20 protein-coding genes are annotated in these 22,012 nt (G+C 53.5%); 1 reads left to right on the forward strand and 19 read right to left on the reverse strand.

Features of this window, described 5'->3' with window-relative positions; genetic code table 11:
- Positions 1 to 111 precede the first annotated feature (111 nt).
- The 13 genes from smc to EHSB41UT_RS07015 form a co-directional block, all read right to left on the reverse strand.
- A complete protein-coding gene (smc, locus tag EHSB41UT_RS06955; RefSeq protein ID WP_087108205.1) occupies positions 112 to 3,609 on the reverse strand; it encodes a chromosome segregation protein SMC in 3,498 nt (1,165 codons plus the stop codon).
- A gap of 262 nt (positions 3,610 to 3,871) precedes the next feature.
- Positions 3,872 to 5,068, reverse strand: a complete 1,197-nt coding sequence (gene ccmI, locus EHSB41UT_RS06960) for a c-type cytochrome biogenesis protein CcmI (RefSeq protein WP_087108207.1) — start codon at positions 5,066 to 5,068, stop codon at positions 3,872 to 3,874.
- A complete protein-coding gene (locus EHSB41UT_RS06965) occupies positions 5,068 to 5,562 on the reverse strand; it encodes a cytochrome c-type biogenesis protein (protein WP_087108209.1) in 495 nt (164 codons plus the stop codon). The genes ccmI and EHSB41UT_RS06965 overlap by 1 nt, the downstream gene beginning before the upstream one ends.
- A complete protein-coding gene (locus EHSB41UT_RS06970) occupies positions 5,562 to 6,104 on the reverse strand; it encodes a DsbE family thiol:disulfide interchange protein (protein WP_087108211.1) in 543 nt (180 codons plus the stop codon). Before EHSB41UT_RS06970 ends, EHSB41UT_RS06965 begins: the two co-directional genes overlap by 1 nt.
- 13 nt (positions 6,105 to 6,117) lie before the next feature.
- On the reverse strand, positions 6,118 to 8,097 hold the full coding sequence (locus EHSB41UT_RS06975) for a heme lyase CcmF/NrfE family subunit (RefSeq protein ID WP_087108213.1): 1,980 nt from the start codon (positions 8,095 to 8,097) through the stop codon (positions 6,118 to 6,120).
- On the reverse strand, positions 8,097 to 8,594 hold the full coding sequence (gene ccmE / locus EHSB41UT_RS06980) for a cytochrome c maturation protein CcmE (protein WP_087108215.1): 498 nt from the start codon (positions 8,592 to 8,594) through the stop codon (positions 8,097 to 8,099). The genes EHSB41UT_RS06975 and ccmE overlap by 1 nt, the downstream gene beginning before the upstream one ends.
- A 14-nt stretch (positions 8,595 to 8,608) precedes the next feature.
- Positions 8,609 to 8,797: a heme exporter protein CcmD gene (ccmD, locus tag EHSB41UT_RS06985; RefSeq protein ID WP_087108217.1), complete on the reverse strand. Its 189-nt coding sequence runs from the start codon at positions 8,795 to 8,797 to the stop codon at positions 8,609 to 8,611.
- Positions 8,798 to 9,541, reverse strand: coding sequence for a heme ABC transporter permease (locus EHSB41UT_RS06990; RefSeq protein WP_087108219.1), 744 nt, complete (start codon positions 9,539 to 9,541; stop codon positions 8,798 to 8,800).
- 124 nt (positions 9,542 to 9,665) lie between these two features.
- A complete protein-coding gene (ccmB, locus tag EHSB41UT_RS06995) occupies positions 9,666 to 10,343 on the reverse strand; it encodes a heme exporter protein CcmB (protein ID WP_087108220.1) in 678 nt (225 codons plus the stop codon).
- Complete coding sequence (ccmA, locus tag EHSB41UT_RS07000) at positions 10,340 to 10,978, reverse strand: cytochrome c biogenesis heme-transporting ATPase CcmA (protein ID WP_207626584.1); 639 nt, start codon at positions 10,976 to 10,978, stop codon at positions 10,340 to 10,342. The genes ccmB and ccmA overlap by 4 nt, the downstream gene beginning before the upstream one ends.
- Positions 10,979 to 11,116: 138 nt before the next feature.
- Positions 11,117 to 11,578: a rhodanese-like domain-containing protein gene (locus EHSB41UT_RS07005; RefSeq protein WP_087108222.1), complete on the reverse strand. Its 462-nt coding sequence runs from the start codon at positions 11,576 to 11,578 to the stop codon at positions 11,117 to 11,119.
- Positions 11,579 to 11,594: 16 nt separating this feature from the next.
- The gene (locus tag EHSB41UT_RS07010) at positions 11,595 to 12,263 is read right to left on the reverse strand and encodes an RNA polymerase sigma factor FliA (RefSeq protein ID WP_242667271.1); all 669 of its coding nucleotides are present in this window, start codon (positions 12,261 to 12,263) and stop codon (positions 11,595 to 11,597) included.
- An 86-nt stretch (positions 12,264 to 12,349) separates the two neighbouring features.
- Positions 12,350 to 13,168, reverse strand: coding sequence for a P-loop NTPase (locus tag EHSB41UT_RS07015; protein ID WP_087108226.1), 819 nt, complete (start codon positions 13,166 to 13,168; stop codon positions 12,350 to 12,352).
- Positions 13,169 to 13,618: 450 nt separating this feature from the next.
- On the opposite strand from EHSB41UT_RS07015, the gene EHSB41UT_RS07020 reads away from it, so the two are divergent.
- Positions 13,619 to 14,095, forward strand: a complete 477-nt coding sequence (locus tag EHSB41UT_RS07020; protein ID WP_087108228.1) for a hypothetical protein — start codon at positions 13,619 to 13,621, stop codon at positions 14,093 to 14,095.
- A gap of 28 nt (positions 14,096 to 14,123) precedes the next feature.
- On the opposite strand, the gene fliO is transcribed toward EHSB41UT_RS07020, so the two are convergent.
- From fliO to EHSB41UT_RS07050, 6 genes are all read right to left on the reverse strand, one after another.
- The gene (gene fliO, locus EHSB41UT_RS07025) at positions 14,124 to 14,543 is read right to left on the reverse strand and encodes a flagellar biosynthetic protein FliO (protein WP_087108229.1); all 420 of its coding nucleotides are present in this window, start codon (positions 14,541 to 14,543) and stop codon (positions 14,124 to 14,126) included.
- Positions 14,515 to 15,966 (reverse strand): sigma-54 dependent transcriptional regulator, encoded by a 1,452-nt coding sequence (locus tag EHSB41UT_RS07030; RefSeq protein WP_087108983.1) that lies wholly within the window; start codon positions 15,964 to 15,966, stop codon positions 14,515 to 14,517. The genes fliO and EHSB41UT_RS07030 overlap by 29 nt, the downstream gene beginning before the upstream one ends.
- A 338-nt stretch (positions 15,967 to 16,304) precedes the next feature.
- Positions 16,305 to 16,916, reverse strand: coding sequence for a hypothetical protein (locus EHSB41UT_RS07035; RefSeq protein ID WP_133060425.1), 612 nt, complete (start codon positions 16,914 to 16,916; stop codon positions 16,305 to 16,307).
- Positions 16,917 to 16,978: 62 nt separating this feature from the next.
- Entirely contained in the window at positions 16,979 to 18,298 is a 1,320-nt protein-coding gene (locus tag EHSB41UT_RS07040) for a hypothetical protein (protein WP_087108232.1), read from the reverse strand.
- Positions 18,299 to 18,373: 75 nt separating this feature from the next.
- Positions 18,374 to 20,692: an autotransporter family protein gene (locus EHSB41UT_RS07045; protein WP_087108234.1), complete on the reverse strand. Its 2,319-nt coding sequence runs from the start codon at positions 20,690 to 20,692 to the stop codon at positions 18,374 to 18,376.
- 89 nt (positions 20,693 to 20,781) lie between these two features.
- On the reverse strand, positions 20,782 to 21,900 hold the full coding sequence (locus EHSB41UT_RS07050; protein ID WP_087108236.1) for a beta-ketoacyl-ACP synthase III: 1,119 nt from the start codon (positions 21,898 to 21,900) through the stop codon (positions 20,782 to 20,784).
- Positions 21,901 to 22,012 lie beyond the last annotated feature (112 nt).

Genomic DNA, 22,012 nt, shown 5'->3' on the forward strand with positions numbered 1-22,012 from the left:
CTTATGCCATAAATTACCACGGACTGCCGAGCAGGAACATTGCCCTGCAACATATTAACAGCGGCAGCTTTGCCCTGCTGACAATCTGAGCAGGGCCGGGCAATTCACCCGTTACAGGGCAGCCATGGCTGCGGCCTGTTCAATATCTACCGATACCGGACGGGAAACGCCCGGTTCATGCATGGTCACACCGATCAATTGATTCGCAGCTTCCATGGCAATCTTGTTGTGGGAGATATAAATAAACTGCACCTTGGCAGACATCTCTTCCACCATCCGCGCGTACCGGCCTACGTTGGCATCATCCAGTGGTGCGTCAACCTCATCCAGCATACAGAAAGGTGACGGATTCAACTGGAAGATCGCAAACACCAGTGCAATCGCCGTCAACGCCTTTTCACCACCAGACAACAGATGAATAGTACTGTTCTTCTTGCCCGGAGGCTGGGCCATGATGGTCACACCGGTATCCAGCAGATCATCACCGGTCAGCTGCAGATAAGCCTGACCACCGCCAAACACTTTCGGGAACAGCTCACGCAGGCCACTATCGACCCGATCAAAGGTCGCCTTAAAGCGACTGCGGGTCTCTTTATCAATACGACGGATCGCGTTTTCCAGAGTAGACAACGCTTCCCGCAGATCTTCATCCTGCGCATCGAGATAGCGCTTACGCTCGGACTGCTGATCGTACTCTTCAATCGCCGCCAGGTTGATCGCACCCAGACGCTGAATCTTGGCTTCCAGTCGTTGCAGCTCTTCTTCCCACACTGACTCGGTCGCATCTTCCGGCAGGTTATTGCAGACGGTTTCCAGATCGTAACCATCATCCTGCAACTGTTCCTGCAGGGTGGTTTTACGCACCTGCAGAGTCTGCCAATCCATCCGCAGCTTTTCCAGACGTTCACGAATAGCCTGAGCTTCCTGTTCGGCACCGGAACGGTTGCGCTCAAAATCACGCAGCGCATGTTCAACGCTTTCCAGCTGCCGACGGGCTTCACTCATCTCTTCTTCGATTTCCAGACGGCGGTCGAGCAACTCTTCCAGCTCCATCTGCAGATCATCGGTCGGCTCATCGCTGTCCGCCAACGCCAGACGCAATTGCTCCAGTCGCTCCTGACTGCGCTCACCCTGCCCTTGCAGACGGGCAATGCCCTGCACCAGGGACTCACGACGGCTGTCCAGCGTTTGCTTACGCAAGGCCAGCTGGTGCGCCATATCTTTACTGTGACGGGCCATCTGACGGATACGTTCCAGCTCGGCACGTACCTCATCCCGCTCCATCAATAATTCTTCGCGGCGACCTTCATCTTCTTCCATCCGGTCGAGGGCTTCCTGCAGACGCAGGCGGGACTCGGACAGGTTTTCCTGTTCCATACGCCCCTGCTCTTCCGCTTCCTGAACCTCTTCCAGCAAACGGTTACGACGAAGACCTTCCTGTTCCTGCTTAACCTGTCGGGCACCGAGATCGGCACGTAGTTCGCTCTGACGCGCGACAACAGAAGTCAGTTGTCGCTGACTTTCATCACGATCCTGTTCCAGCTGTTCGACCTGATCACGGGCATCCTGCAGGGAATCGGAGCACTGCTGTTCCTTCTCAACCAGAACGGCAATATTCTCAGTCAGGGTTTCCAGCTCCTGCTGGCGAGCCAGCACCCCGGCCCCCGCATCTTTCTCTTTAGCGACGCGCAACCAGTCACGCCCCAGCCAGATACCATCACGGGTAATAATGGATTCACCGGGCGCAAGATTGCCACGCAGACCAAGCGCCTGATCCAGTGAATCGGCAGCATAAATGCCAACCAACAGATCACCGGTTCCCTGAGCATAATCTCCCAGCCATGGCAGCTGGCCGGGTTGTTGGCTAACAGTGCCCAGGTTATTGGACAAGAAGGAAAGACTGGCCTTTTCCAGATCACCAAGACCGCTGGCAATATCATCCAGACCATCAACACAGACAGCCTGCAGGGTATCACCCAGTACGGTTTCAACCGCGGTTTCCCAACCGCCAGAAACCTGCAACTGTTCAGCCAGACGCGGGTTATTGGCCAGACCTTTTTGCTGCAACCAGTGCAGACCGCCTTCGCCCTGGTCCAGCGCGGCCTGTTGCAGCGCTTCCAGGGAGGCATGACGACCACGGGATTCATTCAACAGACGACTGCAGGCCGAACGTTCCTGATCAAGGGTGGTAATGCTCTGACGATTTTCACGAATACTGTCGAGAATCGTTTCATGCTGCATCTGCAGCTCTTCGGCCTGGAATTCCAGCTCCGCCAGCTCTTCATGCAGCGGCTCCAGCTCTTCATCCTGACCGGCAGCCTGTAGCTCAGCCAGTTCTTCTTTCTGACGCTGCAGACGTTCACTCATCCGATCCAGCGCCAATTCAAGATGCTGGATACGGGACTGTTCGACTTCTGCTACACGACGAGGTTCGCTGGACTGCTGGGTAAAGCTGTCCCAGTTCTGCTGCCAGCGATGCATGTTCTCTTCGGCAGCCGCCAGGGCATCGGCCTGATCATCTTCACCGGCCTGCGCCAGTTCCAGCTCTGGTTCAATACCCAGAAGCTCTTCTTCCAGATCAGCCAGCTGCTGCTGATCGGACTCCAGATGCTGACGGGTTTCCTGCCAGGACTGCTCGGCTTCTGCCAGATCACGGGTCAACTGTCCGGCACGTTCCCGGCGATGGGTAATCGTCTGTTCCAGACGGGTAATTTCATTACCGGTGGAATAGAAACGCCCCTGAACCGCCTGAAAGGCATCGCCCAGATCAATCTGCTGTTGGCGCAGCTTTTCAATATCGGTATCACTGGAACGCTGGCGGGCAATCGCTGCTTCCAGCTGAATCTCGAATTCACGAATCGCAGAAGCCTGGGATTCCGCCCCCTGGTTTACTGTCTGCCAGCGCAAAGCATGGAGCTGCGCCTTCTTCAGGCGCTCATCCTGCTTGTACTCTTTGTAGCGAGCAGCCGCTTCTGCCTGACGCTTCAGATGAGAGAGCTGGCGTTCCAGTTCATCTCGCAGGTCAGTCAGACGTTCCAGGTTTTCATTAGTACGGCGGATACGGTTTTCAGTTTCCCGACGACGTTCCTTATAACGGGAGATACCCGCGGCCTCTTCAATAAAGACCCGCAGCTCTTCCGGTTTGGATTCAATCAGGTTGGAAACCGTACCCTGGGAAATAATCGAATAGCTTCGCGGCCCCAAACCACTGCCAAGAAAGATATCCATAATATCTTTCCGGCGACATTTGCTGCCGTTCAGGAAATAGGTGTTCTGGGAATCACTGGTCAGGCGGCGCTTGATAGAAATTTCATTAAACGCAGCATATTCGCCGGTCACCCGCCCTTCGGTATTATCAAAGATCAGCTCAACCTGGGCGTGACTGGCCGGCTTACGGGAGTTGGAACCTTTGAAGATAACGTCGGTAATGGATTCGCCACGGAGATTTTTGGCAGAAGATTCCCCCATAACCCAGCGTACGGCATCGATAATATTAGATTTACCGCAACCATTAGGCCCGACAACACCACACATGTTGCTGGGGAAATAGACGGTGGTCGGGTCCACAAATGATTTGAACCCGGCCAGCTTGATACATTTAAGACGCATCGAGTCCTTATTAATCCTGTTCCGTGACAGTCGTTAACGTTATGCCGTCTGGCTGTCAGCACCGAATCCCTGGTGCCTCGATCGTTGCCTGCCTGGCCTCCCGCCATTGGGTCAGCACACCGAAAGAGCTCCCAAATGACGTAGGTGCAGCCATTACATAGAGATTCTCTATTGTAAAGCCACACCTACCATTAAAACAGGGGTGACTTCCGAAATGCAACTCCCGGAAGTCATGGTCGATTGTCTGCGCCTCTGGCCGGGGTTAGGCATCATCCGCAGAAATCACCAGCGGACGACTCTTGTCACTGCCTACTTCCACATTTTTGATGCGGGTTTCAAAGTCCGGATTCATCACATCACCGGTCAGAGAGAGGCGGGCGACTACATCGACCTGCTCATGGCTGGTCAGAGTCGTGCCTTCCATCATGACCTGACTGTCATCCAGCACAACATCCCGGGGCAGATCAGCGACAGACAGAGGAACAATCGCGATAGGCATCGGGGCATCCGCTGAACGCGCATAGACAAAGACCCGGGCCGAAGCTGGGAGTTCCCCCAGAGCCTTATCCAGCGATACATGCACAGAAACACGGGATTCGGACAAACCACCATCGGCAGCTTCACCGGACATTCCCATTTCCATACGGGCGGTGCGAATACCGGTCATCAGTGCATCACGTCCAACAGGATCAGCCGTCAAAGGCAGCAGACGTTCCCAAGCACGAATCGCGCCCTGATAGTCCTTCGCCTCAAACGCAGCAATACCGGCCAGGCTCAATGCCGTGGTGTGGTCAGGTTCGATTGCCAGCGCCTGTTTGATCAAGGCCTGAATACGGTCGGTCATTTTTGAGCCGCCGGCAATATAAAGCGCTTCCGCAAGACGGCTGACAGGTTCTGCCTGCTGACCGCGAGTCTGACGCACCACTTCTTCAAAAGCGGCAATCGCCCGGACATAATCACCACGACTCATATAGGTACCCGCCAGCATATAGCGGGACTGATAGTCTTCAGGCCATTGGTTGACCACAGACTCCAGCGCAGAAACGGCCTGCTCTGCATCGCTCATGGTGTAGATCTTGCGAATCTCTTCCTGATGACGCACCTGATCACTGCCACCCAGCTGAAAGTACAGGCCAATGGTCAGCACCGGAATCAACGCAGCCATGACTACCGGGATAGCACGATTGCTGCGCTCTTTCTGTTCCCGATCGGTGCCGACTTCTGCCAGCAGGCGACGCTCCAGCTCATTGCGGAGTACCGGATATTCACTCTCGGACACTGTGCCAGCATTTTTGCGCTCTTCCAGATCTTCCAGCTGACCACGGAGAACCTCAAGATTGATTTCATCCTGATCAAGCTCATCACCCGCCAGCGGGTTACGTTGATAGTGCCGCAGCGGCAACAGGACAAACAGAATGGCAAGCAGAATCAGGGCACCAGCTGCAATCCAAAACATCATTATGACTCCTTACTCCGCCCGTGCTCTTTACCCAGCAGCTGATTCAGTCGCTCACGCTCCTCATCACTCAGCTCGGTGACAACAGCAGGCCCGGTCGAACGGGAACGTCTGATCACCACCAGCAGCACAACAAAACCAATCAAGACAAACAGAAACGGTCCCAGCCACAGCCAAAGGGTCTTACCCTCCATACGCGGCTTGTAGAGCACGAACTCGCCATAGCGATCGACCATAAAATCAACAATCTGTTCATCGGTCTGGCCGGCCTGCAGTTTTTCATAGATCACACCGCGCAGGTCGTTGGCAATCGGGGCATTGGAATCACCAATACTCTGACCATCACACTTGGGGCAGCGCAGCTCTTTGCCCAGAGTGTAATAACGTTCCTGCTGCTCCGGGTTCTCAAAGGTCCAGGTATCAATAGCAGCTTGAGAAGGCACTGCCACCATAAACGTTAGTGCGACAGCACTTAAGAAAGACGACAACCAACGCATTATTGTCCGCCTCCGTGCTCTACCTTTAGCTCTGCCAGCAGAGGTTGAAAGGTATTTTTCCAGACCCGCTCGTTCAGCTCGCCTTCATGCTTGTAGCGAATCACACCCTTGTCATCGACCAGAAAGGTTTCCGGCGCTCCGCGCACGCCCAGATCAATACCCAGACGTCCAACCTTGTCGACAAAAGTAGTGGTATAAGGATCACCGAGATCAGCCAGCCACTTCTCAGCCTTGGCCTCGTCATCCTTGTAGTTCATACCGAAGATCACTACGCCCTGCTTGCCCAACTCCATAAAATAAGGGTGCTCGACATAGCAGGTTGGGCACCAGGTCGCCCAGACATTAACCAGTGAGATCTGACCCTGCAGGTCTTTCTCAGTCATCATCTCGCCATCCTGCCCCAGAACTGGCAGTTCAAAGGCCGGGAAGGGTTTGGATATCAGTGCAGATGGAATCGATTCATCCCGCCCCAGACTTCCGTAGAACAGAGCGCCCAGAGCAAGAACCAGAATCAGCGGGAGAACCATTAATAGACGTTTCATTATCTGACTCTCCCTAGCCGGCAACCGGTTCAGCATTAACGGCAGCTGTCTTACGACGGCGAACCGGCATGCGGTAACGGCGATCCATGGCCGCCAGCAAACCACCAACCGTCATGAAGATACCGCCCAGCCAGATCCAGCGAACAAACGCCTTAATCTGAATCCGTACAGCCCAGGCACCATTGCCGAGATTCTCACCCAGTGCCGCATACAGATCACGGAAAAGGCCGGGATCGATGGCAGCGTCTGTCATGACCGAGCCGGCAACGTTATAGGCCCGCTTTTCCGGATGCAGCGTGGCGATTTGACGACCATCCTGATAAACCGTCAGCGTACCGTAGTCGGACATGTAGTTAGGGCCGCGCTGCTTCTCGACACCGGCAAAGACAAACTCATAGCCTTGCAGTGCGATACGATCACCCGGTGCCATACGCAGATCTTTTTCTACGCTGTACAGGGACACCATCAGCACGCCGACCATGGTCACTGCCAGACCGATATGGGCCAGATGCATACCCCAGACATTACGGGGAATCATCTTCAGACCTTCAACCAGAGAAGCCTTGTTCTTACAGCGGTTCAAAATAGCTTTCGCAGAAGCCAGAACGACCCAGAACACCAGCGCCATAACAATAAAGACACGTGGCTGGAATCCATCGCTGTAAATAAACGACATCACCAGACCACCGGCGACAGACACCAGGGCAACCCAACGCAGCTGTTGAACCAGATATTCTGCGGCACCTGTCTTCCAGCGCGCCACGACACCAACACCCAGGGCCAGCGCCAGCAGCAAACTCATCGGTACAAAGGAAGCATTGAAGAACGGCGGGCCCACCGAGATCTTGCCCATGCCCAGCGCATCGATAAACAACGGATAAAGGGTACCCAGCAGCACCATCGCGCAGGCGGCAACCAGGATCACGTTATTGATCAGCAGGAAGACTTCCAGAGACAGACCGCCAAAGCCGCGCTCACTTTTCACCACCGGGGCACGCAAAGCAAACAGCAGCAGAGAGGCTCCTACCACAACAATCAGGAAGGCCAGAATAAATGCGCCTCGTGCCGGATCAGCAGCAAACGAGTGTACCGATGTCAGAACCCCGGAACGGACCAGGAAGGTACCCAGCAAACTCAGGGAGAAAGCACTGATAGCCAACAGCACTGTCCAACTCTTGAACAGACCACGCTTTTCAGAGACTGCGAGGGAATGCATCAGTGCCGTGCCCACCAGCCATGGCATAAAGGAAGCATTCTCGACCGGATCCCAGAACCACCAGCCGCCCCAGCCCAGCTCGTAATAAGCCCACCAGCTGCCCAGCGCGATACCCAGGGTCAGGAACACCCAGGCGACAATGGTCCAAGGTCGGCTCCAGCGAGCCCAGGCTGCGTCAAGACGTCCACCCAGCAGCGCCGCAATCGCGAATGCAAAGGCCACAGAAAAACCAACATAACCCATGTACAGCATGGGTGGATGAACAATCAGGCCAAAGTCCTGCAGCAGCGGATTCAAGTCGCTGCCATCAGTCGGCGCATAAGGCAAAATGCGCTCAAAAGGGTTGGACGTCAGCAGGGTGAACAGCAGGAAACCAATGCTGATCAAACCCATGACCGACAGCACCCGGGCAACCACAATCCGTGGTAGACCGCGGGAGAAAATGGCGACCGCCAGCGTCCAGCTACACAGAGTCAAAGCCCAAAGCAGCAGGGAGCCTTCGTGCGCTCCCCAGACGGCGCTGATCTTGTATTGTATTGGCAGCTGACTGTTGGAGTTATTCGCCACGTAGGCGACAGAGAAATCATCAACAACAAATGCGTGGGTCAGCACCAGATAAGACAGCAGGATAAAGACAAACTGACCGGCCGCAAGCGGCTTGGCCAGAGCCTGCCAGCCCCGGTGTCCGGTATAGGTACCGATCAGTGGAAGCGTGCCCAGCAGAATCGCCAGACACAGGGAGATTATCAGGGCAACCTGACCAAGTTCAGGAATCATCAGCTACCCTCACCTGTCGCCTGAGGGTAAGAGTAACCACCCTCTTTCTTTTCATAGCCTGGGGTACCACCCGGATGGGCCTTATCCAAAGCATCCTGAACTTCCGGCGGCATATAGTTTTCATCGTGCTTGGCCAGCACTTCGGAGGCGACAAACACGCCATTCTTGTTCAGCTCACCCAGCGCGACAACGCCCTGCCCTTCACGGAACAGATCGGGGAGGATGCCATCATATTGAACGGTGGCCATACCTTCGCCGTCAGTGATATCAAAGTGCACCAGCAGGCTGTTCGGATCACGCTTCACGGTTCCGGCCACAACCAGGCCACCACCACGAATTCGCTTGCCAACCGGGGCTTCTCCGGACTGCATCTGCGCCGGGGAATAATAAAGATTAATATTTTCCTGCAGGGCGGTCAGTGCAAGACCAATGGCAATACCCACCCCACACAATACAAATACCAGCAACATCAGGCGCTGTTTACGGACTGCTTTCATTCTTTATGCACCTCTTATTGCTTACTCTGCTGCACGCGCTCTCGGCGTGCCCGGCGCTGGATATCAGCCGCCACAGCACGGTTCTGGCGCAAAGGTGTCAGCAGGTTCCAGGCAAGAACTATCATCCCCAGCCCATAACACGCCCAGACGTACGGACCGTGGCCATCCATGGAGATCAGAGCATTCAGGTCTTCAAAATACATTCAGGAATTCGCCCCCAGAAGATGGCGTACCCACTTGGTACGCTGTTCACGGCTAAGAATCTCCGCCCGGATACGTAGCAGGAAAACAAACAGGCAGAACAGATAAAAGCCGGCAATGGACATCAGCAATGGAATCAGCATCTCCATTGCCATGGTGGATTCTTCGGTAATACGGATGGTTGAGCCCTGATGCAGGGTGTTCCACCACTCCACGGAGTATTTGATGATGGGAATATTAACCACACCAACCATGGCCAGAATGGCACAGGCCCGGGATGCAGTCTCCCGGCTGTCGAACGCTTCGCGGAGGGCAATCAAACCAAAATACAGGAACAGCAGGATCAGCATGGAAGTCAGGCGCGCATCCCACACCCACCAGGTTCCCCAGGTCGGCTTACCCCAGATGGCACCGGTCACCAAAGCGAGGGCACAGAAGGACGCACCAATCGGCGCCAGACAGCTTACCGCCATATCGGCCAGTTTGATTTTCCAGATAAAACCGATGCTGGCAGCGACCGCAAGCCCGACATAAACCGTCATCGCCAGTGAAGCAGAAGGCACGTGCAGGAAAATAATCCGGTAGCTGTTGCCCTGTAGATAATCCGGCTGGGTGAACAATAATCCCCAGGTCAGACCGCCAGCAACCAGGACCAGCGCGAGCACGCCCACCCAGGGCAAAATTTTGCCACTGAAATCATAAAACCATTTCGGTGATGCCATGCGGTGAAAATAAGTCCACTTCATTACTGGCCCGCTTACCCCTGCTAAGTATTTTTCGCTATTCTAAAGTTTTACGCTTTTGAGTCCAGACAGAACCAATAGGTATAAACCCTAAGAATTATCTCATTGACTTCGATCAAACCCGCCATCATCCGCTGACACTCACCCGTAATGAGGCTCCAATCGCCAGCGGTGCAAACGTCACGCCGAGCACCACCAGCACCCCCTGCCACATCAAATGGGCATGCCAGGGCAGTTCATTAACCGCCGCGTCTATCGCCCCCGTCCCCAGAATCAACACCGGAATATAGAGGGGAAGTGTCAGCAGTGAAAGCAGGATGCCGCCCTTGCGCAACCCAACGGTCAGACCGGCACCAATGGCACCGATCAGGCTCAGCATCGGGGTACCCAGCAGCAGAGTCATCACCACGGCAGGCAAAGCCTGGGAAGGCAAACCAAACATGACCGCAATCACCGGTGCCAGCAAAGTAATAGGAAGGCCAGTGACCAGCCAGTGGGCCAGCACCTTGGTCATCGCCACCATCCACAAGGGTGTGGGACTTAACATTAATTGTTCCAGCGAGCCGTCTTCGTAATCCGAGCGGAACAGACTGTCCATCGCCAGCAGATTGGCCAGCAGCGCCGACACCCAGACCACGCCACCACCCATAATCAGCAGCACATCTGAAGACGGGCCGACGCCGAGAGGAAACAGAGAGGCCACCAGCAGGAAAAACACCAGCGGGTTAATCAGGTCACCCCGGTTACGAAATGCCAGTTGCAAATCACGCTTGAGAATAACGCCCAGCCCGGCCGAGAGACTCATACTCCACCTCCCAGTACCAGCTGATGGAAGCCATCATAATTGAGAGACATTTCATGGTGAGTGGTCATCATCACCATGCCACCACTCTTTGCATGGTCAACCAAGAGTTGCTCGAGTTCAGCGACGCCCTGCTTATCAATAGCAGTGAAGGGTTCATCCAGAATCCAGAGGGGCTGACGGGCCAAAAACAGGCGGGCCAGAGCCACACGGCGGTTCTGACCGGCAGAGAGCTGATAACAGGGAATATCTTCAAACCCTGCCAGTTTGACCTTTTCCAGTGCCGACCAGATTTCCTCACGGCTCAGATCATTACGGTGCAGGCCCATGGCCCAGCGCAGATTCTCCTCGGCGGTCATAGTGGATTTCACACCCAGCAGGTGGCCCATATAGAGAAGTGCGGCATGAAATTCAGGGCGCACATCGGCCACAGGCTGCCCGCGCCAGAACACCTCACCGGTAAAATCCAGCGACAGCCCGGCAACCACGCGCATTAATGTGGTTTTACCTGAACCGTTGGGACCGGTGATCTGAAGAATTTCACCGCTATTGAGGGAGAAGGCCAGCGAACGAAACAGACAACGCTCATCCCGTTCACAGGTTAATTCGGAGACAGACAGACCAGGGTTTTGCGACAAACCGTTATTCCAGACCAGTTAAAAATCACGGGTACTATATTACGGTTTCAATCACTTTTGTATGTAGAAAGACGTGTTACGCCGTGACAAAACTGCCACGGGTCATGGCATTGGTGAATACCGCACCGCAGGGAAGGTTTACGGAAGATGGCTGCTGAGAATCGGAGCACGCTCAGGCTGGTCACGAAACTGCACCGGCAGATCTTGCGCCAGCCAGGAGAAATAGCCATCCCGGTAGTAGTACACATGGGTGTACCCCCAGGCTCTGGCCATAAATACTCCTAATGCGCCGCGCATGGTGTGAGGGCCATCACTATACAGCACTATCGGCTGGCTGCGCTCAACAAATCCCTCATGCCGCAACAGCTTGAAGGTTGAGCGCAACCCAAAGTGGCGCGCTCCAACAATGTGCCCCCAGTTCCACTTTTCACGACGGCGTACGTCGATAAACATGGCGCCCTGCTCATAGAGGATTTGAGCTTCAGCGGTTGTGACGGTGACAGCACCGTCTATGTCCTGTGGAGCTTCTGTAGCCTGCACTTTTAAAGTCAGGCCACAGCAGATCGACAGCACAGCAAGCAAACGACAGATATTGTTCATCACACTCTCCGGTCGTTTACTTCCAGCTCTGCAGACGTCCACGAAGACGCAAAGCCGCCTGACTGTGAATCTGACTGACACGAGACTCACTGACCCCCAGCAGCTTGCCAATCTCTTTCAGGTTCAGCTCTTTATCGTAATAAAGTGTCAGTACCAGCTGCTCACGTTCCGGCAGAGTTTTGATCGCATTGAGCAAGGCATTGCGGAATTTTTCATCCTGTAAGTCGGCGTCCGGACGGTCACCCTCACCACTACGCTGCAGGCGGGACTCTTCACTGTCGAACATATCCTCAAAGCTGAACAGACGACAGCCTTTAAGATCCTTGACCATATTGAAGTATTCATCCAGCGTGACATTCAGCTCGGCCGCTACCTCAGCGTCTCTGGCATCCCGACCGACTCTGGCCTCTACGATCTGAATCGCTTCATTCACCCGGCGGGAATTTCGATAGACCGAACGTGGTCCCCAATCGCCCCGACGAATCTCATCCAGCATCGCACCACGAATACGGATACCGGCAAAGGTTTCAAAGCTGGCACCTTTGGAAGCATCATATTTACCAGCTGCTTCCAGCAGGCCAACCATTCCGGCCTGAACCAGATCATCCACCTGCACGCTGGCTGGCATTCTGGCCGACAGGTGTCGGGCAATTCGTTTGACCAGCCCGGAATGCTTCTCCACCATCTCTACCTGGTAGAGATAGAGCTGCTGTTGTTTTTTATTACTGTCGTTACTGCTATCACTGGCGTTCTGTACAAGGGCTTCCATGCTTAAATCCCTCCTGCACTAACAGTCTGTTCGAGAAAAAAGGCCATACCTCCCGGTGCGGGATAGCCAATCCTTCGTCTGTTAAGGGTTTCTGCAAGCATTTGCAGAGAGCGAGCGGTGCGGGAGTCTTCCCGGTCGCTGAACAAGGTTTGTGAACAGTCACTCTGCCGTGCCATTTCCTGGTCATACGGCACCTGTCCACAATGGCGGAGCACCAGATCCTGATCAAAACCCAGACGTTCCTGAAGGGCTTCCATCAAGGTGTGTCCTTCACGCTGACGGCGGGTCATATTGGTCAACACACCAAAATGCTGAATACCACAACTGCTGCGCAGAGCACTGATATAATCCGCTGCATCGGCCTGGGCCATCGGATCGGGAGTCACCACCACCAGCACTTCACCGGCTGCCCGAATCAGATGCAGATCCGTTGGCGACAGGCCACCAGAGGTATCGATCAACAGGTAATCAATCTCCCCGGCCAGCTCATCAACGGCATGAATCAATCCAGAGATATGCTGAACACTCAGCTCGGCAATATCAGGGTTACTGCGGCAACCCGGGATAATGCGCAGGCCATCCGGCGTCTCTATAAAGGTTTCCTGGATGGAGCAGGTTCCCAGCAGTACATCGGAGATCGTCCTGTCTGGCTCAGAGCCAGCCAGTAGCTCAATATTGGCCAGGCCAAAATCAGCATCGAGAATAGCGACCCGTTTTCCCATCCGGGTCAGGGCTTCGCCGAGATTAAGAGTCAGAAAGCTTTTTCCAACTCCGCCCTTACCACTGGCAATGGCAATGACGCGTGCAGGTTTTGATTCCATAGTCCGTTATGGCTCATGCAATGAGGTTTAAAAGAGCGCCATCCTTAGCGCTGCATTAGTTATTGCAGTGACCGTGCCAATCTGGAACATCGGCTTAAAAAAAAGCCTTTTTATCAATAACCCCTTATTTATAAAGTACTTTTCTTCCGCGCATTCTTACGACTACTGTCTCTTATAAGCACATTAAAAATGCATTTTTCATCTGTTTCTTGACGGGTCAAAACTCTGCCGTCAGCCATCTGGCGTAAACAGGTTTTCACCTTCGATTTGAGGAAGAAAACATATTCACCGGTTATTGACGTTTATTTCTTTACCCAGGAAACAGCACCACCTAAACGACAAGTTTCCGTTACTTAAATAAGCGCTAAATCAGGATAAAAAAGGAACAGTCAATGAACGGCAGAAAACGCAGATACCTATAGAACAGGTGAACAACCAGGTTCTGTTGATATGAGCATTAGTATCGGGAAATTACTGCGAAGCGGATTAAGCCTGACCGGCATGAAAGAAGCGGTCAATATTACTGCGACCGCCAACTTTAACTCGGGAAAACGCGCTGTTCGCAAGCTGGATAAAGCCGTAACCCGACTAACGCCAGAAAGCTCTCTACAGAAGCAGACTCGACAGGAGGAAGAGGAAGCCAATCGTTTGCTGCGTGGCTTTCGGAAAATGGCCGTCGCCGTGGCCATGCCTTTTGTGTCGTTGAAATACCACTATTACAAGGCACAGTTCCACGAGCAGAGTGACAACACCATTGATAAAGCTGCCGGTAACTTCGGAACGCTAGGTAAGAAGTTTGCCAACAAGGTTTTGAAACCTGCTGCCAATAGACTGGAATCCGGTAGCAAAGCTGATCAGGCCTGGGCCTATAAGAAGCTCAGCGATACGGATCGTTATATCCTGAAAAGCTTTGTAGAAAAAGAATAAGAAGCAAGAAAAGAAGGAAGGTAGCCAGCTACCGTTTCAGCAGCTGGCTGAAACGGGCAGCGGCAGATTCGGAAGGTTCCGGGTCACCGATCAGCTGATCATAATCCCCCAGCAGAACAATTTTCCCCGGAGAAACCCCCAGCAACAATTGCCGCTCTCCCGCCTGAACAATCACGACACGATCACGTCCACCGAGAGACAGTACAGACTTCACTTCCATACCACCTCTTCCCGGAGCCATACCCGGCTGCCAGCGCTTCAACCACCAGGCACAGGCAAACAGCAGGGCAATAACCGCAAGAAAGGACAACAGAACCCGGGCCAGATCCATAAATCCGGTTCCGGTTTCAGGTTCGGTCAGAGGTTCCGCTGCAGGCTCACCGGCAAACACCAGCGATGAGCCACACAGCAGGAAGAGTTTAAGAAGAGGAGTTATCCATTTGCTCATAGCGGTTCAGACCATACTTGCGCATTTTTTCCACCAGCGTGGTCCGACGAACCTGCAGTTTGTCTGCTGCTCTGGCAACCACATTACTGCAGTCGTCCAGCGCCTGACGAATCAGCTTTCGCTCAAGATCCGCCAGAAACTCTTTCAGGTTCAGGCCATTCACCGGCAGCACCGCCAGCTCATCCAACCCGCCCATACCGGAAGGCTGAATTGTAGTCGGGAACATTTCTGCCACACCGGATTCATCGCCCTGCCCGATACCTTTACGGAAACGATTAGGCAGCTCATCCAGACCAATCACACCCATCGGGTACATAATCGCCAGACGTTCCACCAGATTGGCCAGCTCCCGCACATTCCCTGGCCATTCGTAACGACACAGGCACAAAATGGCAGAAGAGCTAAAGCGCACTGAACCACGCTGCTCACGCTCCATCCGGTTAATCAGATCGTTTAGAATCAGCGGCGTATCTTCGGCACGCTGACGCAGTGACGGTGTTTCAATCGGGAAGACATTCAACCGGTAATAGAGATCTTCCCGGAACTTGCCTTCGGCCACCATCTTCTCAAGATCACAATGGGTGGCGGCAATAATGCGCACATCGGTATCAATGGACTGGGTTCCGCCAACCCGCTCGAATTTTTTCTCCTGCAGAACCCGCAGCAGCTTCACCTGCATAGACAGTGGCATATCGCCTATCTCATCCAGGAACAGGGTGCCGCCTTCCGCCAGTTCAAAGCGACCTTTGCGAGAGGCAATCGCACCAGTAAACGCACCCTTTTCATGACCAAACAGTTCACTTTCCAAAAGATCAGGAGGAATGGCACCACAATTGACCGGCACGAACGGCTGCTCCTTACGGGAAGAGTGCTCATGCAAATTGCAGGCAACAACTTCCTTGCCAGTGCCGGACTCACCGGTAATCAGCACGTTGACGTCTTTATCCATCACCTGGGCCATCAGAGCCCGCACATGACGAATTGCACGACTATTACCAACCAAATTACGGAACAACTGAGCATCATGATGACCGGCCAGAACCTGCCCCTGACGGCAGTGAATGCGATAGACCTGCACCATGTGGAGGGCATCAACAATCTGACTGTAAGACAGCGGATGCTCCAGCTCGCCCACCACCTGGCGGCGCAGGCTGCCCTGCAGACCGACACGGCTGAACGCACCATTAATAAGAATGGGCAGAGCCGGGCAGTGGCGATTGAGTTGCTTTAGAATATCCAGAGTGCGCGGTGAGCGGCCCACAATCACGGCCAGACACTCTTTTGGCGCAACGGTTATACGTGTTTCCCAGCCACCTGCGCCGGAAAGCACAATATCATGGCCAAGAAATTCGAGAATTGTGCGGAGTTGCTGTCGCTGGTGCTGATCATCCTCAATCACCAGAATCCGGCTTGAATCACCCATATTGCCAACCATCCATGTAAGCAATGACTCTTTCGGGTCAAACAGCTGCCAGAGAAGAGATCGTAATCAAACGAAACGTCCGGAACAGACGCATTAATATCCAGTTAAGGCAGAAGCGATTGGTTCGTCAAACCCCGGCCGCCTGTTCGAGGAAATTTCAACAACAGGCTGATTTCAGACAAAAAAAACCGCCGGGGGAATGGCGGTTAAGTAAGAGCAGAAACTGTCAAAACAACTTTTGCGTCATCGCTGACACAATTGAAACTTTACAGGGCAGTTATTACAAAATAATGACCATACCAAACAGCTGCTGCTGAACTATTCATAGTTGTTGGTAGTTATTGGTAATAGCCCTGATCGTAGTCATAGTCCGTGGCATTATCGTCGTAGCCTTCGGCATCGTCGTAATCTGGCTCACCGTAGGGATCGTAATCGTCATAGGGTTGGTAAGCGTCTTCATCACCGCCGTAATCCGGCTCTTCTTCATTTTCCTCGACTTCGTCATCATCCCGCTCTTCACGCCGGTAGTCATCGTCATAACCGTCGTCGTACTCCCCGGTTTCATTCTGATACTCAATATCCTCTTCACCTTCTTCATAAGGAGAGTCCTGATCAAGTTGAGGTCGGGGAATTCGGTCTGGTCTTCGGGCTGGCTGGCCATCGTCCGGCTCACCGGATTCGGGGACTACCGGCTCACCATTAGCGTCATACTCAGGTTCGTAATTATCCCGAAACTGTGACGCACTATCACGATCATCGGCCTCGGGATCATCAGAATCGGTCTGGTTTCGATCCGGATCGGAAGGGTCATCCGGGAGGTAACCCGGATTTTCCTGAGCACCATCACCATTTTCAAACATCTCCCACTCTTCACTGGCCAAGGCCACAGGTGAAGCAAGACCAAAAAGCAGGGAGATAACCGCGATCCACATTCTGGGGGTGTTATTCATGGAATCCTCACCAGGGCAAGATCCAGCACCGGGAATCAGGTACACATTGAACGAAGGTCACGCTACCGGGGCTGAATCCTGACTTTCAGACTGTTCTCGTTCTTGACTCTGACTACCTGGAATTTATCGGCATTTTCGCCCACCGGTACAATATCCAGAGATGGCATGGTCACTTTGTCTGCAGAGATCAGGTTGATTTCCCTGTCCGTCCCCAAATCGAGTCCATCCAATATCAGATAAACATTAGCACCCTTGACGGTTATCTGATGATCCGGCAGATCCAGAAGTGGCTCACCGGACACAGCATCATAGTGCATCAGGGGAAAATAAAGACGGCTTCCGGGCTCAAGGTTAATATCGCTGTGCTCAATCTTCACCCCGGCAAACATCACATCGGAATACGGACGGATATCCAACCCCGTGGGCTTATCCTGCACTTCGGCAAAGCTGATTTGCCCGGAAAGCGTGACCAGCCGGCGCTCCGGATCACTCTCGCTCAGAGTTTTATTACGCTCTGTATTATCGATCACCATCCTGTGCAGATGGCTGATACGCCCAACGACCACCGCACGTTCATTGAGAATCATCACGCTGCCTTTGTGCTCAGGATTCAGCACGATATCACCGCGAAGCACTCCACGATTTACAATTTTCAGATATTCGGGAGAGCGAAAATCCAGAAGCGTTCCAGCACTGATCTCGCCAGTGTTACGCAGTGCCAGTGCGGTGGTGCTCATCGGACTCCAGGGCAGAGAGACCCGGTTATGCACCTTGATCGCCGTACCAACATAAGGATTTCGACGCTTGCCACCGGACTCAGACAACAGCTGTGACGCCTGCAGTTTGGGTGTTGTGATCGTACCGGCGTTATCAATAATGGAGAAGCCATAGCCGGGCATCACCCTGATAGCGACCCTGCGGCAGGCATCGCCAGACTGATGCTGACAATCTTCAGGAACCATCTCTTCCGTACTGTTGCTCTGGCTGGAAATAATGCCGTTCGGCTCATTCATGATTCGCCAACTGGCCCGGTCATTCACGACAATCGCAGCATCGGCTTTGCCCGACAGCTGAATATGGCTGTTTTGCAGCTCGCAAACGTCCATATAATTAATGTAAGAGTACATACACTCATTACCGAAAAAGGCATCACCGCCACTATCCAACTCAATCGTACCTTTATTCCCATCCAGCCCTACCATGGACTCTTTGAGTACCACGGGCAGGCGCCAGCCAACAAATGGCTGCTCTTGCGGGCGACTGTTAATTTTCAGGCTGGCAGGGCGCAGGGGAATCGTCGGGTCAGCAACAGCACCGAAGCTGATCACTGCCGAGAGCAGCGCGAACCACACAATAGCTTTATTGTTCTGGCGAATAGTCATATCTGCTCCCAATCCTCTGGCAACAAAAAAGCGGCCAAAGCCGCTTTTTTGTGCTTGGGAAAATCCCGCAGACAACTAGAAGCGATACTCCAACCGGGCAAAGACAGAGTCCGAGTGGTATCCGCTGCGCCAGTTGCGCTCATAGCCGCCGGAGAGTTCCAGACGCTCATCACGATTCCAGGTCAGGCCGGCACTGGCATTCCAGGTCGTGCGTTCAGGGTCTGCTCCGCGGGCGACAAAGGCATCACCACCCAGGACAAGTCGTGAGGTCACCTCAACGGCATCTGCGGCAAAATCATGCCACCCCATCACTTGAACTTCTGGGGTAATCTGACCATACGAGCCTTGGAAAGTTCGGCTGAAGCCAACCCCGGCACCGACTTCCGCCACCTTGTACTTCTGCTTTTCCGCAGTCAGTGCCGCTGGCGATTCCTTTTCGGTATAAGCATCAACGTTAAAGCGACCGTAGTGCATGCCCACAACCGGGGTAATCAGCCATTTCCCGGCGATCCAGTTCCACCTCAACATGGCTTTCAGGCCGTATTGGTGGGAGTCATAGCTGGCTTTGGCAGGGTCCAGCGTGCCGTTGATGTTATCGAAGTAACGGGTTCGGTCATTTTTGTTAACTCCATAGTTAGCAAAAATATCCATACTGGTCCGGCTATCTATCTGCCACCGGGCATAGAGCGTTCCCAGGTAGGCATCGATATCGGTATTATCTTTCACGCCATTCTTATCGACCGAGCCTCTTCCGGCAGAGAGCGCAGCCCCCACCACCCAGTTGTGGCCAACGTCGGTATCCAATCCCAGGGTCAGCCCGGATAGACGACTTCTATACCCCCGGATGGTTTCGCCCCGGTAGGTTTGATCTTTCTGACGCCCTTCATTGTAAAGAACCTGCATCCAGAACGACCGGGAAGCCATGGTGGAACCGGCATTAATACCAGACTCCACATCATCCAGGCGCTGGGCAACCAGAGAAGTGGCACCCTTTTCAAAATCCTGAGCAAGGTCAATATCTGCACCATTGACCGTAGGCTGAAATTCACCAGCAAGATTCACGGAAGACGGCGCATCCGGCTGACGCAAAACAATATCCCGCAAGATAACCGCATCATCTCGTCTTTCTTTCTTCTCTTCCGGGGTCAATCCTCCGGTGGAGTTTGAGCCGGAATTGTCGCTGCCAGAGTTGGAGTTATCAGAATCCGAGTCAGAATCTTCGGCCTCCTGCTCTTCGTCGTACTGCTGAATAATATCCGTGGTCACATCCAGCACTTCATCAAAGACCTTACCTTCGTCTTCACTACCACCATTCCCGGTAATGAAATCTTCCGGCTCTTCCGAGGTTCTGGCGATACGCACCTTAAGATCGCCACCAGAAGAGATGCTGTCGGAGACAGTGTACAGATCGGAGATCTCCAGCGTATAGCCGTCCTTCTCAAGAGTACCGGCCTGAATCAGGTAGTAATCTTGGCTGCCACTCTGGTGACTGGCTGCTGGCAGAACAAACACCGTGCCCTGGCTGATATCTACGGTTTCATCTTCTGCATCAACAACCGCTTCTCCTTCAGTGCCCTGACTGTCTTCATCCAGATCCAGCTCAAGGGTGGCACCTTCATTCAGGGTAAAGCTTGCCCCCTCTATGATCAGATCGCCGGTCTTCAGTCTCGCTCCGGACAGTACTTTGACAAACCTCTCGTTGCCTAGCCCGTCCTCACTCATATCAAACCAGCTGGAAACCGTGGTCGTGCCGGAGCTGAAGGTTACCTGCTCAATATTATTGGTATTCCCGTTAAACTCGCCGCCGGTGAAGAAAATACTGTCGGTATCCGTATCTGCGACAGAATCAATATCACCCAGAATCTCGCCAGATGAAGTCAGGGTCAGCGCACTGGCCGCCTGCATATCGAGAGCAATGCCTGCCCCCTCTTCGGTATCCGTCCCGCCTTTGAGTATGCCATTGTGATTCAGGTTAAAAGGTCCGGCTCCACTCTTGACGACAATGGCGGTCCCTTCACTGTTGGCATTCACAATCTCCCCGTCATTCTCCAGAGAGAAGAAGGCGCCTTCCGTCACTTCCACAGCCGCATCGGCCCCACCGGAACTGATCGTCCCCGTATTGGTAAAGGTACAGGTGCTGGTTGCCTTATGGCACTTCTTGCCTATGCCTAAAGTGCCATTGTTTTTGCTGAGTTGGATGGCAGAAGAATCGCCAGTAACCCCGGTATAGTTAACATCATTACTCTGCCCCGGCTTTTTGATCACCAGAGGAACTGCCTGAGCAAGACCGGAGAAACCACAAATTGAAGAGATGGTCAGCGCCAGAACCGATCTGGCAAACAGCTTGGAATGGGGAATTTTATTGCTGCCGATCCGTGGCATTGTCCGTGACATGAGCTCGCTTCCCGTCTTGTAGTCAACTTAATGTTCACTCTAGACGGGGCTCAGCATCATGCCACTCTAAGACAAACGACGAATCTCAGTTAACGTTTTTCCAGAATCACACTACCAACGGAATAGCCGGCACCAAAGGAGCAAAGCACACCTTTGCTACCTGATGGCAGATCCTGACTGTATTTATGGAAGGCAATCACCGAACCGGCTGAGCTGGTGTTGGCGTACTCATCCAGAATCACCGGTGCTTCAGTGATATCCGGCTCACGGCCCAGCACCTTGCGGGCTACCAACTGGTTCATGGACAGATTGGCCTGATGCAGCCACATGCGGGACAGATCATCGACCGGGATATCACAGGCGGACAGATGCTCGCTGATATGTTTGGCCACCTGCGGGCAAACCTCTTTGAAGACCTTGCGACCATTCTGGACAAACAGCTTGTCCGGCTGACCGATACCCTCTTCCGCCGTCCGATTCAGGAAGCCGGCATTATTACGGATATTGTTGGAGAACTGGGTCCAGAGCTTGGTACCAAGTACCTTCCAGCCTGTAACCTTGGCCACATCCACACTCTCAACAATCGCGGCTGTGCAGGCATCACCAAAGATAAAATGACTGTCCCGATCACGGAAGTTGAGGTGTCCGGTACAGATTTCAGGATTCACCATCAGCACCCGGCGGGCACTGCCGGACTTGATCATATCGCAGGCCATTTGCAGACCGAAGGTGGCGGAGGAACAGGCCACGTTCATATCAAAGGCAAAACCACCGGCACCCAGCAGCTGTTGAACCTCTACGGCCACAGCCGGATAGGCACGCTGCATATTGGAACAGGCGACAATCACAGCATCGAGCTCAGACGCTTCAAGATTGGCCGCTTCCAGCGCCTGACGGGCAGCAGCAACTGCCATCTCGCTTTGAACAGAAGCTTCTTCGTTACTGCGCTCCGGCAGACGGGGAACCATGCGCTCAGGATCAAGAATGCCTTCTTTATTCATCACATACCGGCTGCGAATACCGGAGGCTTTCTCGATAAAGGCGCTGTTACTTTCCTGCAGGGGCTGCATGTCCCCGGATTCGATAGCCTGTTGATTACGGGCATTTTCCGCAGTCACCCAGGCATTAAAACTGGCAACCAGCTCATCATTGCTGATTGAGAAAGGTGGTGTGTACAGACCAGTACCGGTAAGAATTGCTTCTGCCACTATGCTCCCCTTGAACAACTGGTATCCAGCCGTGCCGCCAATAGATGAAGAATAAAAAGCGTGCGCCGGGCTGGTGTTTTTATTAGTTGAGATGGTATAGCAGCTGATCGGT

The sequence above is a fragment of the Parendozoicomonas haliclonae genome, assembly GCF_900174585.1.
GTDB classification, from domain to species: Bacteria; Pseudomonadota; Gammaproteobacteria; order Pseudomonadales; family Endozoicomonadaceae; genus Sansalvadorimonas; species Sansalvadorimonas haliclonae.

Bases quoted from the DNA above. Each gene is read 5' to 3' on its own strand.
- smc (WP_087108205.1), bottom strand. From the start codon at position 3,609: ATGCGTCTTAAATGTATCAAGCTGGCCGGGTTCAAATCATTTGTGGAC.
- ccmI (WP_087108207.1), bottom strand. From the start codon at position 5,068: ATGATGTTTTGGATTGCAGCTGGTGCCCTGATTCTGCTTGCCATTCTG.
- EHSB41UT_RS06965 (WP_087108209.1), bottom strand. From the start codon at position 5,562: ATGCGTTGGTTGTCGTCTTTCTTAAGTGCTGTCGCACTAACGTTTATG.
- EHSB41UT_RS06970 (WP_087108211.1), bottom strand. From the start codon at position 6,104: ATGAAACGTCTATTAATGGTTCTCCCGCTGATTCTGGTTCTTGCTCTG.
- EHSB41UT_RS06975 (WP_087108213.1), bottom strand. From the start codon at position 8,097: ATGATTCCTGAACTTGGTCAGGTTGCCCTGATAATCTCCCTGTGTCTG.
- ccmE (WP_087108215.1), bottom strand. From the start codon at position 8,594: ATGAAAGCAGTCCGTAAACAGCGCCTGATGTTGCTGGTATTTGTATTG.
- ccmD (WP_087108217.1), bottom strand. From the start codon at position 8,797: ATGTATTTTGAAGACCTGAATGCTCTGATCTCCATGGATGGCCACGGT.
- EHSB41UT_RS06990 (WP_087108219.1), bottom strand. From the start codon at position 9,541: ATGAAGTGGACTTATTTTCACCGCATGGCATCACCGAAATGGTTTTAT.
- ccmB (WP_087108220.1), bottom strand. From the start codon at position 10,343: ATGAGTCTCTCGGCCGGGCTGGGCGTTATTCTCAAGCGTGATTTGCAA.
- EHSB41UT_RS07005 (WP_087108222.1), bottom strand. From the start codon at position 11,578: ATGAACAATATCTGTCGTTTGCTTGCTGTGCTGTCGATCTGCTGTGGC.
- EHSB41UT_RS07010 (WP_242667271.1), bottom strand. From the start codon at position 12,263: ATGGTGGAGAAGCATTCCGGGCTGGTCAAACGAATTGCCCGACACCTG.
- EHSB41UT_RS07015 (WP_087108226.1), bottom strand. From the start codon at position 13,168: ATGGAATCAAAACCTGCACGCGTCATTGCCATTGCCAGTGGTAAGGGC.
- EHSB41UT_RS07020 (WP_087108228.1), top strand. From the start codon at position 13,619: ATGAGCATTAGTATCGGGAAATTACTGCGAAGCGGATTAAGCCTGACC.
- fliO (WP_087108229.1), bottom strand. From the start codon at position 14,543: ATGAGCAAATGGATAACTCCTCTTCTTAAACTCTTCCTGCTGTGTGGC.
- EHSB41UT_RS07030 (WP_087108983.1), bottom strand. From the start codon at position 15,966: ATGGGTGATTCAAGCCGGATTCTGGTGATTGAGGATGATCAGCACCAG.
- EHSB41UT_RS07035 (WP_133060425.1), bottom strand. From the start codon at position 16,916: ATGAATAACACCCCCAGAATGTGGATCGCGGTTATCTCCCTGCTTTTT.
- EHSB41UT_RS07040 (WP_087108232.1), bottom strand. From the start codon at position 18,298: ATGACTATTCGCCAGAACAATAAAGCTATTGTGTGGTTCGCGCTGCTC.
- EHSB41UT_RS07045 (WP_087108234.1), bottom strand. From the start codon at position 20,692: ATGTCACGGACAATGCCACGGATCGGCAGCAATAAAATTCCCCATTCC.